Origin of the sequence: Corallococcus macrosporus (assembly GCF_017302985.1) — a bacterium.
Classification (GTDB): Bacteria; Myxococcota; Myxococcia; order Myxococcales; family Myxococcaceae; genus Corallococcus; species Corallococcus macrosporus_A.
In genome coordinates this window covers 402,682-418,072 of the sequence record NZ_JAFIMU010000009.1, presented here as the reverse complement: position 1 = coordinate 418,072, position 15,391 = coordinate 402,682, and the positions used below count along the sequence as shown (strand labels likewise).

The following is a 15,391-nucleotide window of genomic DNA, read 5'->3' as shown; positions in this document are numbered from 1 at the left end:
CATGAGCCGCATCCTGACCATGCTGTTCGCCATGGCCTTCATCGTCTTCGCCATCGCTGGCGGAGTGGCCTCGGCGTATCTGGTGGGCTACCTGGCGGAGGAGTACCTCTTCGAGGGTGCCAGCCGCCTGACGAACATCATCTTCCTGATGCTCGTCTTCGTGATGATCACCGCGACGCTGCTGACGCTGGCGGAGCGCAAGTGGTCCGCGTTCATGCAGGACCGCGTGGGCCCCAACCGCGCGCGCCTGGCCATCCCGGGCCTGTCCAACCGCTCCCTGGGCGGCATCCCGCACATCATCACCGACGTGCTGAAGATGCTGACCAAGGAGGACTTCGTCCCCGGCACGGCGAACAAGTTCCTGTTCAACCTGGGCCCCATCCTCGCCTTCGCGCCGGTGTTCGCGCTGTTCGCGGTGGTGCCGGCCGGCCCCACGGTGAACGTGTTCGGCAAGACGGTGGACATGGTCGTCGCCACGCCGGACTTCGGCATGCTGTACCTGCTGGCCATCGCGTCGCTGGCCGTCTACGGCACGTCGCTGGCGGGCTGGTCCTCCAACAACAAGTTCGCGCTCCTGGGCGGCGTGCGCGCCTCCGCGCAGATGATCTCCTACGAAGTGGCGCTGGGCCTGTCGCTGGTCGGCCTGTTCCTGGCCTTCTCCTCCGTGCAGCTGCCCACGCTGGTGGGTGACGTGGGCAACGCGCTCGTGTCCGGCACCGGCCAGGCGAAGTACCTCTGGCGCACCGACGGCGGCTTCGACCTGGGCCTGCCGGCGTGGGGCATCTTCATCCAGCCCCTGGGCTTCATCGCCTTCTTCGTGGCGTCCTTCGCGGAGACCAAGCGCGCCCCCTTCGACGCTCCGGAAGGCGAGTCCGAGATCATCGGCTACTTCGTGGAGTACTCCGGCATGAAGTTCGGCATGTTCATGATCTCCGAGTTCGTGGAGGTCGTGGTGCTGGCCGGCGTGACGGCGTCGCTCTTCTTCGGCGGTCACCACCTGCCCTTCGGCGGCGAGTGGCTGGCGGCGCAGCCCTTCTTCCAGGAGCACGGCTGGGTGTACGGCACGCTGCTCGGCACGGTGTTCTGGATCAAGGTCATCCTGCTCATCTGGGTGCAGCTGGTCATCCGCTGGACCTTCCCGCGCTTCCGCTACGACCAGATCCAGAACCTGGGCTGGAAGATCCTCCTGCCCGTGGGCCTGGCCAACGTGTTCATCAGCGGCGCGCTGGTGCTGTGGGATCCGTCCCTCCGCGCGCTGGGCGTGGTGGGCCTCCTGGAGATCGGCTTCGTGATTGCCCTGACCATGACGACGGGCGCGAAGGCGGCGGACGCGCACGACGCGGCCCACGGCCATGGGCACGACGCGCACGGCCACGGACACGACGCGCATGGCCTGCCGGCGCACGCGGCGGACCCCCACTCCCATTCTCCGGCGGGCGCGCACTAGCGCGGTCCGGAAGCGAGACAAGACACCATGGCGTTCAATGCTTCCCAGGATCCGCGCACGGACCTCCGCGAGCGGATGTACATCCCGGAGCTGCTGCGCGGTCTGGCCATCACGACCAAGCACTTCTTCCGCAACATGTTCGGCACGCGCGACACCAACCCCCAGGTGGTGGACCGCACGGGCACGAGCCTGATGACCACGGTGGAGTACCCGGAAGAGAAGCCGATCTACCCGGAGGGCTACCGCGGTCTGCACCGGCTGGTTCCGCGCGAGGACGGCAAGCCGCGCTGCGTGGCCTGCTACATGTGCGCGACCATCTGCCCCGCGCAGTGCATCTACATCGAGGCGGGTGAGTACGAGCGCGAGGGCACCGACTCCGAGTCGGCGGTCATCGAGAAGTACCCCACCCAGTTCGTCATCGACGAGCTGCGCTGCATCGTGTGTGGCCTGTGCGTGGAGGCGTGCCCGAAGGACGCCATCCGCATGGACACGTACATGCACACGCCGTCCGAGTACAACCGGCAGAACTTCGTCTACGACATCCCGAAGCTGCTCAAGGGCCCGGCCGTGTCGCACCCGTCCGACCCCTGGAACAAGCGTGAGAGCTCCACGGAGCCGCACCACGTCCACAAGGAAGCGCACACGCGCATCGGCGAGGGACACGAGGGCCACGGCGACCACGGCCACCCGAAGCAGCTGGGCGCGGGCCACGCCGCCCACGGCAAGCCGGCCGCCGGCCACGCGGTGGTGACGCAGCAGGGTCCCATCCAGGTGACGAAGTTCATCAAGTAGTCCCGTCTTTTCTCGCGCCACGGCGCAGCCCGGCCCGCCCTCTTCCCGCTGTCTGGGAAGGGCGGGCCGAAGCCTTTTCTGGGGGCAGGTGGTGATGCTGCAGCTCTTCAATGCGCATGGTGCCGGCCGGGCACGGGGAGGCCCGCCGTGAAGCGCTACCGGATGTCGGTGTGCAAGGGCTCCAGCTGCCGCGAAGGCGGCTCGGACGCGGTGCACGTGGCGGCGCGCGAGGCGCTGGCGGAGAAGGGGCTGCAGGCCCGCTGCGAGCTGTACCGGGGCGGCTGCTACGGCTTCTGCCACATGGGGCCCAACGTGGTGGTGCGCGAGGACACGGGCCGCAAGCGCGACCCGCTGTCCCCGGAGGACTACCAGCTCATGGGGTGGCCCGGAGAGGTGTACTACTCCGGGATGACGGCGGAGAAGATGCGCCGCGTGGTAGCCGAGCACATCCAGGACGACGCGCCGGTGCGAGAGCTGTTCGGCCAGCCGGACTCCGGCGACGACGACTAGCGGCTGTCCGTGCTGCGCCGGCCCCAGCGGATGACGCCGTCCCAGTCCGCGGGCGGCGGCGTCTGGATGAGGCGCTGGCAGCGCTGGACGTAGACGCGCGCCACCGGGTCGCCGTGCTCCACGGTGCAGCGGCGGAACAGTTCCTGGGCCACCAGGAAGTCGCGCCCGTAGTAGGCGATGAGGGCCTTCTCGTAGAGGGCCATGCCCGCCTGCTTCTCCGGGGAGAACTCGCCCCGGCGGCCCAGGAGTTCGTGCAGGCGCACGGGCTGGGACTGGTCGCGCAGGAGCACGCGGTCCACCTCGCGGAAGACGTACGCGTCGCTGGCGAGCTGCGCGGTGGTCTGCCCCACCAGCACCTGGGTGCCGTACTGCTTGTTCGCCGCCTCCAGCCGGCCGGCCATGCTCACCGCGTCGCCCATGACGGTGTAGTGGGACTTGAGCTCGCTGCCCATGTCGCCCACCAGCAGGTCGCCCGTGTCGATGCCGGCGCGCACCGACAGCCGGTGGCCGAACTGCTTCTCCCAGAGCGGCTGCTTCTGCGCGAGCGCTGCCTGGAGCTTCAGCGCGGCCTCGCAGGCCAGGTGCGCGTGGCGGTCCGTGCGCACGGGCGCGCCCCAGAAGGCCATCACCGAGTCGCCGATGTACTTGTCCACCTGCCCCACCGTGGCGCGCACCACGGCGGTCATCTCCGTGAGGAAGGTGTTGAGCAGCGGCACCAGTTGCTCCGGGGGCAGTGCTTCGGACAGGCGGGTGAAGCCCTCGATGTCGCAGAGGTACACCGTCATCTGCCGGCGCTCCGGCTTCATCAGGCTCACGTCGCGCGCCACCAGCCGCGCCACCTCCGGGCTCACGTAGCGGCCCAGCGCGCTGTGCACGAACTCACGCACGTCCTGCTCGGTGCGGAAGGCGTAGAGCGTCGTCACCAGGAACGCGAGCCCGCCGGACCACAGCGGGCCGGCCACGGCGATCCACAGCTTGTCGTGGACGAAGACGTACCCCGCCGCGCCCACGTATCCCGCCCCCGCCGCCACCGCCACGCAGACGAAGAGGAAGGCGCCGCCCACGGAGCGAAGCAGCCAACTGCAGGACAGCGCCAGGAACGCGCCAATGAAGGCCAGCCCCATGGTGGCGAGCATGTCCACCTTCGGCGGCGCGCGCGTGATGCCGTCCGACGCGAGGATGTTGGCGAGCGCCTGGCCCAGCACCGCGCCGTTGGCGATACCCGGGCCGATGGGCGTCACCCGCCGCTCGGGCGCGTAGCTGCTGGTGTTGGTGAGGATGACGGCGCGGCCGTCCAGGTCATGGTCGAAGCGTGCGGGCCGGGCCTCCTGCGTGTCGAAGAGGTTGAGCAGCACGTTCCACGCGCGGATGGAGCGGGCGAGCGGGCCGCGTGCGCCCCGGGTGGCGGATGGGGCCTCCCAGCGCAGGAGGCTGTAGCCGGCCGCGTCCATGGGCACGGAGTACTTGTCCCCGATGTACAGGCGCCCGTCCGCGTACCGCAGCTTCTGCGTGCCCGCGAGCCGCATGGCGGCGGCCAGGGGCAGCGAGGGCAGGACGTAGCGCTCACCGCCGCGAGGGCTGTACGCGACCAGGTGGGGCACGCCGCGCACCACGCCGTCGGGATCCGCGGGCAGCGTGGTGGCGCCGTAGCCGCTGGCCGGGCTGAGCAGCGGCGTCACCGGGTGCTGGAGCTGGCGCACCTCCAGGAGCTTCTCGGGGTCCAACCCCTGCACCTGCACGGAGGCCAGGGCGAGGAACAAATCCGACGGCGCCACGCGGAAGGCGTCGTCCGCGGCGCGGCGCTCCTGGATGGACGCGGCGGCGGTGCCCAGCTGTTCGCCCAGGCTGCGGCCCTCGCCCTCGTCCGCGACGCCGGCCCAGACCTCCAGGCCCTTGCCCGCGGGGATGAGGAACGCGGGCCGCTGGAGCGCGAGCACGGACTGGGCGCGGGCGCGGGCCTCGGTGACGCCGGGGTAGCTGCCCAGGCGAACGCGATATGGCCACAGGCGGCCGGTGGGGGGCAGCGTGCGGGTGCCCTCGGCGCCCCAGCGGAAGGCGAGCACGGAGTGGCCGGGGTTCTGGTCCAGCAGGGCCCGGAGCGCGTCGTCGTCCTGGGACAGGGCGCCCCGGCCGGAGCGCGTGGGCGTGACGCAGGCGCGGGGGCTGAGCTCCGGATAGGCGAAGTCCAGCATCACCACGGAGGCGCCCTCCTCCATCAGCCGGTGGACCATGCCGCCCATGACCTGGCGCGGCCACGGGTACGCGGCGATGTCCGCGCGGGGCCCCTGCTGGGCCTCGGCGAGCGTGTCGTCGTCGATGGAGACGAGCACCACGCGGTCGGAGCGCTCGGAGACCTCGCCGAGCTGGCGGATGCGCCAGTCGTAGAAGACGCGCTCGCCGCCGTCGAGCCAGGCGGAGATGCCGTCGATGAAGCCGGAGGGCGACAGCAGGGGAGCGGGCGCGTCCTCCGGCCGAGCGGGGCCCGTGTCGCGCTGGGAGACGAGCAGCCCCAGCAGGCAGCCGAACAGGGCCGCCATGACGAGCGAGAAGCCGAGCCGGTGGAGGAAGCGGCGGCCAGAGGAGTGGATGCGGAGGCGTTGCACGAGCGGCGTGCAGGATACCCCGCCGGGGCCCCGCGCCTATGGGTCAACACGCGCGGTATGGTTGGCTGCTGTCAGCTGTCCATCCGTGCCCCGCGCAAGAGAGTGCCCATGAAACGCCTTTTGCTGTCCGCCCTCGCCACCGTGTCCGTGTTGTCGCCGCTCGCCTGCGACCTGGAGAAGACGACCAACCAGCTCACGGCGGACCACGTGATGGTGGGCACCCTGCTCGCGACGCCGCAGGTGGACGTGTCCGCGTCCGCGCTGGCGGGTTACGACGCGGGGACCTACGGCGGGCCGGACGGAGGGGACGTGGTGAGCTTCCCCGGGCAGACGGCGGCGTTCGTGTTCTTCGGGACGAAGAAGGGGGAGAACGCGCAGCCGGAGGGGCTGAGCGGCGCCACGGTGACGCTGCGCGCGGGCAGCGCGGCGGGCGTCCCGCTCAACGGCCAGGGCGGCGGCAGCTACGGTGTAACGAGCGACTCCACGGATGACCTCCAGTACGCGTCGGGCGCGACGTACTCGTTCTTCGCGGAGCAGGGCGGGACGAAGTACGAGGCGCGGGTGGAGGACTCGCCCACGAAGGAGGCCATCCCGGCGTTCCACCCGGCGGAGGGCTTCGTGCGGATCAACGCCAACACGGCGTTCGCGTTCGACCGGCCGGCGCCTCCGCCCAACCAGGACCGCACGCTGGGCTTCGTGACGGTGGTGCCGCTGGGCGCGAACGGGGAGAAGGGCCAGTCCACCTATTCGAACGTGCCGACGACGCCGGTGGAGTTCCTCCAGCTGGCGGCGACGCCCGCGACGTTCCGCGAGGCGCGCGTGACGATTCCCGCCACGGCGTTCCCGACCCCCAAGCAGACCTACATGGTCATCTTCCAGGCCGTGCGCATGGGCGGCCCGGAGTCCGACAACCTCTTCCTCGGCAGCGTCGTCCTGGCGGGCACCGCGGAAGTGGGCATCGTGCGGACGAACTAAGCGCGTCTACCCGGCCTCGATGTCGAGGCCGATGCGCTCCTCCAACTTGAGGCGCAGGAGGTGGCCCGCGAAGCGTTCCGACTCTTCGCGGGAAAGGATGCTGCGGAAGTCCGGACCGTCCGCGATCTCCACCTCCATCACGGCGCCTCGCTGGAGGAGGCGGAAGAAGTCCTCCCCTCCTCCGGGCCTGGGCACGCGCAGGGGGATGAAGCCCTTGAGCGGTAGGACGTCCGCGCTTGCGTCGATGGCGCGCAGCAGGCCCGGCGCGTCCGGGCGGATGGCATCGGAGGCGACGGACTCCTCCGCGTAGAGCGGCGCGGGCGGGAGGGACAGCTCCTCGGTGGAGTCGTCGAAGAGGAAGCCGTAGCGGGAGGGCACCCGCTGCGTGAGCAGGTAGCAGAGCAGCACGGCTTCATCCGGCTGGATGCGCGCGACGTGGAGGATGGATCGCTCCGCGCCCACTCTGCGCAGAAGCAGCGTGAGGTGTGGACGGCTGCGCTGGAGGTAGCGCTGGACGCGGTCCAGGAGCGTGGCGCGGACCTCCGTGAACGCGGCCTGGTAGCGGGCTTCGCTCTCCGATTCGCGCTGGGAGACGGCGTCCCGCGCCTTGGCGAGCTTGGCTTCCGCGTCGCGAAGGAAGTCACTGGCGGCGCCCTGTGGCTGAAGGCCCGGAGCCGTTGAACCGGAGTCCATGCCCGCGGCGCGCACGGCGCCCAGGAGGAACGAGCCCTGCTGCGTGAGCCGGGCCTGTTCCTCGCGGAACTGGATGACGGAGGCTGCGTGTTCGCGCTTCAGCTCCGCCCAGGCGTCGTAGGCGGACTCCAGTGTTTCAAGTGCGCGCAGCTGTCCCAGCGCGCCCTCGGGTCCGGAGGCCCACGGCGTGTCTGTGTTTCGCACGGGAAGCACCGTGGACGCATCCACGGCGGGAACATCCACGGGAGTGTCGTGACGCATCGACCGGGCATCATGCTTCGGTGCGTCGGACGGCGGGGAATGTTTCGGGGGTCCCTTCTTCGTCACTGCGGCCACCCGGGATAGTGGAAGACGTTGCCGAAGTTCCCGACCGCCCAAATGTCCTCAGGGCTGGTGCCCTCAATATCGTAGAGGCTCATACCTACCGAAAACTGAGTCCAGGCCCGTCCATTATACCGGAAGATGTATCCGTTGGCCGAAACCACATAGACAGAGTTGGATCCGAAAGCCAGGACTCCTGTCAAAATGTCATTGGTAACCGGACCATACCCAATAGACCACGTGGCGCCATTCCAAGCCAGGAAGGTCCCATTGGCCCCCACAGCATAAGCGAGCTTATTATTAACCACATCAACGGCCCACAACGCACCAGCATCAGGAACGCTGGCTTCTGGAACCCATCCTCCTGATCCGCCACTCCTACGGAGAATGTTGCTCCGACCACTGGCGTCCCCAACGGCGAAGAGCAGCGTTTGCGAAACACCATCCACACCAAAAAGGGGCTGGCCCGAGTAGGACTGTACTGGAACCGTCGCGATGCCGCCGTCCCACTCGAAGGAACCACCAACTGTGCCATTGCTCAACGAGCCGACGCCGACAATGAGGACACCTCCATCATTTCCGACGAATCCTTTCAAACTTGTCGTTGTTCCCGATGCGGAGGGAGGTTTGTACGGGTCACACCATGAACTTGACGGCGATTGTATCGTCAGGATGTCGTTATCACCCCCGATATAAGCAACACCAGTTTGGGGATGTGCCCACACGCCGTACAAAGCACGCTGCGTTGTTCCACCCGTGCACTTTCCTGGCAGCACAGTAAAGCTGCTCGAACCTGACGGCTTTATGGCTCGGGTCGAATCGTCCCCAACAACCCAGACACCACCATCTCCAAACAAAGACACTCCACGCAGTGCGGGCCCGCCATTATTCACGCTCTCACTGACCCAGGTGGGCCCGTCACCTCGACAAGCTCCATTCTCATCAACCAAGTTGTTACAGTTATTATCCTGTTCATCACAGAGTTCGAGGGCATTGGGATGGATGAATGGATTTCCGTCATCACAGTCTCCTCTTTGATTCACGAAGCCCGGTGCGGGAACAGGACAGGACAGCACTCCGCCATCCGATGCACCGAAGAAATCCTGATCATCGTCCGGATACCACGTGGGCACCGTGGCAGGCGGCAGGCACTGCGTCCCACCGTCTCTTCCACAGAACACCCTACCATTTACGCACTGATACGTAGGATCAGTGCAGGCCTGCCCAATGCCGAACCCCTCATCCGTGCCATTGATACAGTTATCATCCAGCTCATTGCAGACTTCCACCGCCCCCGGGTGGATGCGAGCATCATCGTCATCGCAGTCGTCATGAGGCGCGGTGAGGGGTAACCGGTTCGGAGGCAACGTGCTCGAACACACAGGAACCTGGCCCCGCGAAGTATCACCGTGCCCGTCCTGGTCGTCGTCCGCCCAGGCGGCCTGCTCGGTCTGCGCGACACACGTCACCGCCCCACCCTGTCCGCAGACCTTGACGCCCATGCAGCCCAGTTCCGTGGCACATGTATCGCCCAGTCCCAGTCCCTCGTCCTTCGCCCCGTTACAGTTGTCGTCGGCTTCGTTGCAAAGCTCCGCCGCTCCAGGGTTCACCTCGGCGAGTTCATCACTGCAATCCGAGCCCCCCGTTGCCACGCTGACGTAGCCATCCCGGTCCGCGTCCGTCGCCGCAACCACGAACGCCACCTCGGAAACGCCACCCTCGCGCAGCGTGGACTGACGGCTCTGCGCCGTCACGGCCTTCCCCTCACAGCCCTGCTCGAACGCCGACACAGACACCGTCACGCCGAGTCCCCAGTCCTTCGGTGGAGAGAACCCCTGCGTCAGCGTCTTCCCTGCCCTCGCCGTGCCCCGGTACGGCACCGTCGCCGTGAGCGTCGCGTCCCGCCCGGCCTCCTTCGCCTCGAACTTCAGACACCCGGGCTCGAATCCCTGCGCGTCCACCCGGATGCGCAACATGCCGCAGTCCTCGTCCCCTGCCGCGCAGAACCCCTTCTCCCTCCAGAGGTCCTCCAGCGACGGCACGGTGCACCGCACCAGGGCCAGGCCCAACAATGACACCCACAGCACGCGCAAACGGGACATGGCCGGAAAGCCTACGCCATTCCCCTCTCCTGCCGCGCAAACACGAAGGCCCCTCCCCGCTCGCGCGGGAAGAGGCCCTCCGTGGACTTCACACACTGCCTGGAATCAGGTCGTCCGCTGACCCGGCGGCACCGTGGAGCCCGCGCCCTGCTGCTGGGTGTCCCCGCCGCGCGCGTTGTTGATGGCCGTGGCCAGCTTGTCCTGGCCTCCCTGGATGCGCTGGCGCAGGTCGCCGCGCAGCTCCGTGCCCGGCTTGTCCGCGAGCAGCATGCCCACGCCCACGCCCACCAGGACGCCGGCCGCGAAGATGCCCAGCGCCGGCAGCGCCGACTCCGCCGTCGTGCGGCGCGTCTCCAGGCCGAGGAGGTCCAGCACGTCGTCCCTGTCCAGCTTCTTCAAGTCCTTCAGGCTCAGCATGTCCGACTCCGGTGAAATGACTTCGGGGGAAAGACGCGGGGTTTGCGCTCGAATCCTAGACGCTGCCCGAGGGCGGCGTGCCACGACCCGTCTGGTAGCCCTGGAAGGCGGACTCCGCCATGCCCAGCAGCTCATCCTTCACGAAGGGCAGCGCGGCCAGCCGCACGCCCAGCTTGAGGATGCGCCCGGTCAGCGGCGTGAAGAGGCCACCGCCCAGCACGTAGCCCACGCCCACGGCGATGGCCAGCGTGCCATAGGGGTTGCGCTCCACGCGCCCCTTCAGGTCCAGCGTCTGCCCCAGGTCCGCCACCGCGCTGCGCGCGTTGTCGATGAACTGCTGCGCGTCGGAGCCCAGCTGATCCACGCGCTGGCCGAAGCCCGCGTCCTCGCCGTGCGCCGCCGTGCCGTTGCCCGTCGTTCCCGAATAGTTGCTCATGTCCGTGCTCCCTTTCCAGGAAACGGGTTAGCGAGAGGCGATGCGGCCCACGATGAAGCCCACGGCGATGGCGCCCAACAGGCACGTGCCGGGGTTGGCCTTGATGAACCCGACGACCTGACGGTTCAGGTCCACCAGGTTCTGCCGCGCCTCGTCCATGTTCGGCAGCTGCTCCTGAAGGTGCCGCGCCCGGTCTGCCATCTGCTGCGGATTGATTTCCATGGGAAGCCCTCTGCTGTGCGTTCGTTTCCGATTGCGTCTTGAAGTCTTTGCACTCAGCCCCGCCGGCGCTCGTCCGAGCGCCGCGAGCCCACCAGGTAACCGACGAGGAAGGCGCCGCCCACGCAGGCGTACGGATGCTTGCGCACCCACTGACGCCAGTCGGTGACCTCCGCCACCTCCACCCGGAGCGCGCTCACCGACGTGGCCAGGTCGGCCCGGGTGCGCTCGATTTCCTCGCGAAGCGCCGCGCTGGTGCGCGGCAGGTGTCCATTGCTAGCGGCCATCCCGCGGCTCCTTGAAAGCCATTCCCGTCGTGTCCTTCAGCGTGTTCACCCCGGGCGCCGCCGCCACCTGCGGGCGGGCCGTGGTGAGCGCCGCCATGCTGCGCGACAGCTCGCTCACGCTGTCATCCATCATCTGGCGCGTCTTCATGCGCTTCACCGCGCGAAGGATGCCCAGGCCGCCTCCCACCAGGTTCAGCGCGCCCACGATGGCCAGCGCGCCCGCCCACCCCGTCCACGGAGCGAGCACGGCCGCCAGCGCCCCGCAGACGAAGGCGTAACCCACGAGGAGGAAGGGCACGAACACGGCGATGCTCGCCACGTCCAGGCCCATGGCCTTCGCGTCCTCCGCCAGCTCCACGCGCGCCAGCTGGAGGTGCTGCGTCACCAACCGACTGAAGCCGTCCGCCATGCGCCCGACGAGCGCGGCCACGCCGCGATCCGTCTGTTCACTGCCCACGTGCATGCGCTCTCCGGCCGACGCTCACGTCCCTGTGCGCGTGGGCGCCAAACTAGGCACCCCACCTCCCCGCGACAACCGCGCCGCGAGGAAATTGTCCGGCGTTCGCCAGCGTCGGCCACTCAACGCGAGATACCGGACGCTGGTGAGCCTAGCCCAAGCCACACCCCTAGCCGATCAGCTGCACCGGAGGTGCGACGGGAGGCTGCACGGAGATGGGGGCCTCGAAGCGCATCACCAGCGGCAGGTGGTCAGACGCCACCCGGCTCAAGGGCGAGCGGTGCGGCGTCACCGACACGGGCCGCACGCCTGAGTCCACGTAGATGCGATCCAACCGGAACAGCGGCAGCCGCGTGGGGTACGTGCGCGCGGCGGCGCCCAATTCGAACGCGGCGTCGTGGATGGCCTCGCGCACGAGCGAGGACACCGGCCCGTTGCCCCAGGAGTTGAAATCCCCACACACCACCATGGGGTCCTTGCGGGCCGCGTCGCGGAGCAGGTCGGCGGACAGCAGCAGGGCCTCCTGCCGCCGCCGTTCACTCACGGACAGGCCCAGGTGCAGACAGAAGACGTGCAACTGCTGGCCCCCGCCCAGGTCCAGGTCGCATCTCAGCGCGCCCCGGGGCTCACGGCCCTGCACGCTCAGGTCGTAGTTCTTCGACTTGAGCACCGGCAGCCGGCTGAGGATGGCGTTGCCGTAGCGGCGGCCGTTGCGGACCACGTTGGGTCCGAACGCCATGTGCAGCCCGAGCATCTGCGCCAGGTGCTCGGGCTGGTCCTCCCGGGGCGTCTTGCCCCGGAAGTCCCCCACCTCCTGCAGGGCGATGATGTCCGCGTTCACCTCGCGGAGCACCGCGCCCACGCGCTCCAGGTCGAAGGCTCCGTCCACCCCGATGCCGGAGTGGATGTTGTACGAGACCAGGGTCAGCTCCACGCGCGGTCCACCCTCCTCTTACGGGTTTCAGGCCGGGATGATGCGACGGGCCGCCAGCCGCGCCGCCTCCAGCGGCAGCGTCGCCAGCCGCTGCACGGCGGACGCGATGTCGCCCACGCCGCTCTGGATGGCCTTCACCTGCCGGCGCGCCTCGTCCAGCAGGTCCGGCAGCCGGCCCTGCGGCGGACGCTCCTGGGTGGGCGGCAGGGCCCCGATGGGCGCCGTCGTCCCGATGACGGGCGAAGCGGCCGCCTTGCGCTGCTTCTTCGCGGCGCCGCTCACCTTGGACACCGGGCCGTGGGAGAACTTGGCGTCCGCCTCCGGACGGGCCAGCTCCTCCAGCTGGAGCTCCATCTTGCGCGCCATGAGGATTTCCTCGGTCTGCGCGTGGCTCTTGCCGTAGTGGACGCCCTCGTCGTCGTTCACCGTCACCCGCGACGACTGGGCGAGGTGCTCCTTGTCGCGCTGACGAAGGCTGCGCTTCTGCGGCGGCAGCGTCTTGGGAACCTGGAAGTGGTCGAAGCTGTAGGAGCGAGGCATGCGCGCCCTCCCTTTCGAAGTCGATGCGATGCGTTGATGTGGGAAAGCTAGGGAGCCCCTCGCCGTCCGTAACGCCTTGACGCGCGAGCAACTGGCACGGCTGCCTGCTGCTCGTCCGGCCAGGAACACTGTTTTGCCTCCCAGGGCACCCAAGTACCGACAATGGTTCAAATCCGGCGCCTGCTCGCGGGACGGCCGGGCGGACGTCGACCAGAGGGCATCCAGACGAGCCCTTCCGGGCAGAGAAGCAGACAGCCAACACGCCCGACGCCGGTCCGGGAAGGTTCCGCGCGTGCGTGGTGTAAAGAACGGCCCATGCCCGCCCGGAACCCCTCTGCCTCCCGCGTCTTCGTCCTCGCCCTGCTCGCCACCGGGACTCCGGCGCTCGCCGGCAACACGCCCACCGGTCCCTCCGCCGCGTCAGGCACGCGCGCCCCGGGCGCGCCCACGCCGGGCGTCGTCGTCCAGGGAGAGCTGGCGCCGCTGAAGGTCAAGCCGGTGGACGGGCCGCGCCTGTCGCTCCAGCCCGCCAACCCGAAGCCGGGCGACCCGGTGCTGGTGACGGTGAGCGGCGCGTCCGCGCTCCCCTCGGGGACGGTCGCGGGCCGGCCCCTGCGCTTCTTCGCGTGGAGCGACGGCTACGCGGCCCTCACCAGCCTCCCGGTGGAGCAGGTGGAGGGCAGCGTGCCGGTGGACGTCACGGCCTCCGGGCGCGGCCTGCCGGTGCTGCTGTCCGGCGTGCTCCACGTGGGCGCGCCGGGCTTCCGCGAGCGCGAGCTGAAGGTGGCCAACAAGTACGTGTCGCCGCCCAAGGCGGTGAAGGCGCGCATGGAGGCGGACCGCAAGGCGTTCGCCGCGGCGTTCGCGCAGCCCTTCGTCGCGCCGCTGTTCGGCCAGAACTTCGCCTGGCCGCGCGAGGCCACGGTGACGGCGCCCTTCGGCGACCGCCGCTCGTTCAACGGCAAGCTGCAGACGCAGCACTTCGGCGTGGACCTGGATGGCGCCACGGGCTCGCCGGTGGTCGCCGCCAACGACGGCACGGTGGTGATGGTGCGCGACAACTACGCGTCCGGGAACACCGTGCTGCTGCACCATGGCGCGGGGCTCTACACCGCGTACTTCCACCTGTCCCGCATCGACGTGAAGGACGGCGCCACCGTGAAGCAGGGCGAAGCGCTGGGCCTGGTGGGCAACACCGGCCGCGTCACCGGCCCGCACCTGCACTGGGGCGTGAAGGCGGATGACCGGTGGGTGGATGGCCAGACGCTGCTCAAGCTGGACTTCACCGGCGCCCCGGAAGCCCCGGGCGTGGCCACCAACGCGCCCGGCCTGGGCAACCCGTAGGCGAGGCCCTCAGCCGCGCTTGGGGGCCCGGGCCTTCGGCGCGGCCTTCTTCTGCGGGGGCACGTCCGGCGGCGCGTCACCCGCCGGAAGCTCGGGCTTCACCGGCTCGGGCTTCACCGGCTCGGCCTTCGGCGGCGCGGCCTTGAGGGACGCGCCGTCCAGCAGCACGCCGTGGAGGAAGGAGTCGGCGATCTGCGCCTTGGCGCGCTCGAGCATCGCCGCGTCGCGCGCGTCCGCGAGCCCCACGACGAACGCGGTGAGCCCCATTTCAATGGAGCCGAAGAGCAGCGCGGACGCGAGCAGCGGATCCACGTCCGGGCGCAGCTCCCCTGCTTCCTTCGCGTGGGTGAACATCTGCGCGCTCAGGCGGATGACGTCCACGAAGGCCGTCTGCCGGTTGATGCGGGCGCCGGCCGGGGAGCGGGCAATCTCCAGGATGAGCACCTTCACCGCGCGGGGGTCCACGCGGTAGGCCTCGAAGGCCACGTCCGCGATGCGGCGGACCTTCTCCACCAGCGGCCCCTCGCTCTCGGCGACGGCGCGCGCGCGGGCGATGAAGCCGCTCCAGCCCGTCTCGAAGACGGTCTCCAGCAGCTCATCCTTGTTCTTGAAGTAGTGGTAGACCAGCCCGTACGCGACGCCCGCCTCCTTGGCGACGTCCGCGATGCGGCAGCCGTGGTAGCCCTTGCGGGCGAACACGTCGATGGCGGCCCGCAGGATGGTGCGGCGGCGCTCGCTCTCCCGCGTCCCGTTCTCCGGCGCCGTCTTCTGCTGGCCCACGCGTCCTCCCACGGCTGGTTGATTCAAGAATCAGCCAGCCACGCTACGGACGCGGGGCCCCGGGGTCAATCCTTACGTGGGGCCCTCCGCCACGCCGAGGGGGAGGCGGGCGGAAGGGGCACGCACGGGGAAGGTCCTTCCCCCGGGAAGGGGCTCAGGCCGCCGAGCCGTTGAACATCACGCGGGCCACGCCGAGCAGGCGGTCCACGTCGCGCGCGTTGAGGCCACGCGCACGGGCGAAGTCAGACAGCGGACGCAGCAGGTCCTCCGTCTGGGCAGGGGTCTGCTCGGTGCCCGTGAAGAGCTCACCGAGGCTGACGCTGAGGGCGTTGGACAGCGCCGCCAGGGTTTCAACGTGGGGCACACGCTCACCGCGCTCGATCATCGACAGGAAGGACACGCTGATCTGCGCACGCTCCGCGAGCTCCTCCTGCGTCCATCGCTCCGGGCGCTGCGTGCGAAGCTCGCGAATGCGCTGGCCAATTCTTTTTCCGAGATCCGACACGAAAGACTTCTCCTCTGGGGGATGTTTCT

Annotated in this window: 17 protein-coding genes; 5 read left to right on the top strand and 12 right to left on the bottom strand. The window is 69.2% G+C overall.

Features of this window, described 5'->3' with window-relative positions; translation table 11 throughout:
- The first annotated feature begins 1 nt into the window (after position 1).
- From JYK02_RS29760 to JYK02_RS29750, 3 genes are all read left to right on the top strand, one after another.
- Positions 2-1,447 carry a complex I subunit 1/NuoH family protein gene (locus JYK02_RS29760; protein ID WP_207056070.1) on the top strand — a complete coding sequence of 482 codons (1,446 nt, stop codon included), beginning with the start codon at positions 2-4 and terminating at the stop codon, positions 1,445-1,447.
- A gap of 27 nt (positions 1,448-1,474) precedes the next feature.
- A complete protein-coding gene (locus JYK02_RS29755) occupies positions 1,475-2,239 on the top strand; it encodes a NuoI/complex I 23 kDa subunit family protein (protein ID WP_207056069.1) in 765 nt (254 codons plus the stop codon).
- 147 nt (positions 2,240-2,386) lie between these two features.
- On the top strand, positions 2,387-2,749 hold the full coding sequence (locus JYK02_RS29750) for a (2Fe-2S) ferredoxin domain-containing protein (RefSeq protein ID WP_207056067.1): 363 nt from the start codon (positions 2,387-2,389) through the stop codon (positions 2,747-2,749).
- Here JYK02_RS29750 and JYK02_RS29745 read toward each other — a convergent pair.
- Entirely contained in the window at positions 2,746-5,352 is a 2,607-nt protein-coding gene (locus tag JYK02_RS29745; protein WP_347402614.1) for an adenylate/guanylate cyclase domain-containing protein, read from the bottom strand. The two genes, JYK02_RS29750 and JYK02_RS29745, sit on opposite strands and share 4 nt — an antisense overlap.
- Positions 5,353-5,460: 108 nt before the next feature.
- Here JYK02_RS29745 and JYK02_RS29740 point away from each other — a divergent pair, with 108 nt between their 5' ends.
- The gene (locus JYK02_RS29740) at positions 5,461-6,327 is read left to right on the top strand and encodes a hypothetical protein (protein WP_207056066.1); all 867 of its coding nucleotides are present in this window, start codon (positions 5,461-5,463) and stop codon (positions 6,325-6,327) included.
- A gap of 6 nt (positions 6,328-6,333) precedes the next feature.
- On the opposite strand, the gene JYK02_RS29735 is transcribed toward JYK02_RS29740, so the two are convergent.
- The 9 genes from JYK02_RS29735 to JYK02_RS29695 form a co-directional block, all read right to left on the bottom strand.
- Positions 6,334-7,281: a hypothetical protein gene (locus JYK02_RS29735; protein ID WP_242589331.1), complete on the bottom strand. Its 948-nt coding sequence runs from the start codon at positions 7,279-7,281 to the stop codon at positions 6,334-6,336.
- A 62-nt stretch (positions 7,282-7,343) separates the two neighbouring features.
- Positions 7,344-9,443, bottom strand: coding sequence for a putative metal-binding motif-containing protein (locus JYK02_RS29730; RefSeq protein ID WP_207056064.1), 2,100 nt, complete (start codon positions 9,441-9,443; stop codon positions 7,344-7,346).
- A 105-nt stretch (positions 9,444-9,548) separates the two neighbouring features.
- Complete coding sequence (locus tag JYK02_RS29725) at positions 9,549-9,860, bottom strand: YtxH domain-containing protein (RefSeq protein WP_207056062.1); 312 nt, start codon at positions 9,858-9,860, stop codon at positions 9,549-9,551.
- 55 nt (positions 9,861-9,915) lie between these two features.
- Positions 9,916-10,296, bottom strand: coding sequence for a hypothetical protein (locus JYK02_RS29720; RefSeq protein ID WP_207056060.1), 381 nt, complete (start codon positions 10,294-10,296; stop codon positions 9,916-9,918).
- A 27-nt stretch (positions 10,297-10,323) separates the two neighbouring features.
- Complete coding sequence (locus JYK02_RS29715; RefSeq protein ID WP_120527523.1) at positions 10,324-10,518, bottom strand: hypothetical protein; 195 nt, start codon at positions 10,516-10,518, stop codon at positions 10,324-10,326.
- Positions 10,519-10,571: 53 nt separating this feature from the next.
- Positions 10,572-10,802: a DUF3618 domain-containing protein gene (locus JYK02_RS29710; RefSeq protein WP_207056058.1), complete on the bottom strand. Its 231-nt coding sequence runs from the start codon at positions 10,800-10,802 to the stop codon at positions 10,572-10,574.
- A complete protein-coding gene (locus tag JYK02_RS29705; RefSeq protein WP_207056056.1) occupies positions 10,792-11,265 on the bottom strand; it encodes a phage holin family protein in 474 nt (157 codons plus the stop codon). The genes JYK02_RS29710 and JYK02_RS29705 overlap by 11 nt, the downstream gene beginning before the upstream one ends.
- 163 nt (positions 11,266-11,428) lie before the next feature.
- Entirely contained in the window at positions 11,429-12,193 is a 765-nt protein-coding gene (locus JYK02_RS29700) for an endonuclease/exonuclease/phosphatase family protein (protein ID WP_207056053.1), read from the bottom strand.
- A gap of 27 nt (positions 12,194-12,220) precedes the next feature.
- On the bottom strand, positions 12,221-12,733 hold the full coding sequence (locus tag JYK02_RS29695; protein ID WP_207056051.1) for a hypothetical protein: 513 nt from the start codon (positions 12,731-12,733) through the stop codon (positions 12,221-12,223).
- Between the two features lie 315 nt (positions 12,734-13,048).
- Between JYK02_RS29695 and JYK02_RS29690 the strand changes: the two genes are divergently transcribed.
- A complete protein-coding gene (locus JYK02_RS29690) occupies positions 13,049-14,077 on the top strand; it encodes a M23 family metallopeptidase (protein ID WP_242589330.1) in 1,029 nt (342 codons plus the stop codon).
- A 9-nt stretch (positions 14,078-14,086) separates the two neighbouring features.
- Here JYK02_RS29690 and JYK02_RS29685 read toward each other — a convergent pair whose 3' ends face one another.
- Complete coding sequence (locus JYK02_RS29685; protein WP_207056049.1) at positions 14,087-14,857, bottom strand: TetR family transcriptional regulator; 771 nt, start codon at positions 14,855-14,857, stop codon at positions 14,087-14,089.
- 154 nt (positions 14,858-15,011) lie between these two features.
- Positions 15,012-15,362, bottom strand: coding sequence for a helix-turn-helix domain-containing protein (locus JYK02_RS29680; RefSeq protein ID WP_014398120.1), 351 nt, complete (start codon positions 15,360-15,362; stop codon positions 15,012-15,014).
- Positions 15,363-15,391 lie beyond the last annotated feature (29 nt).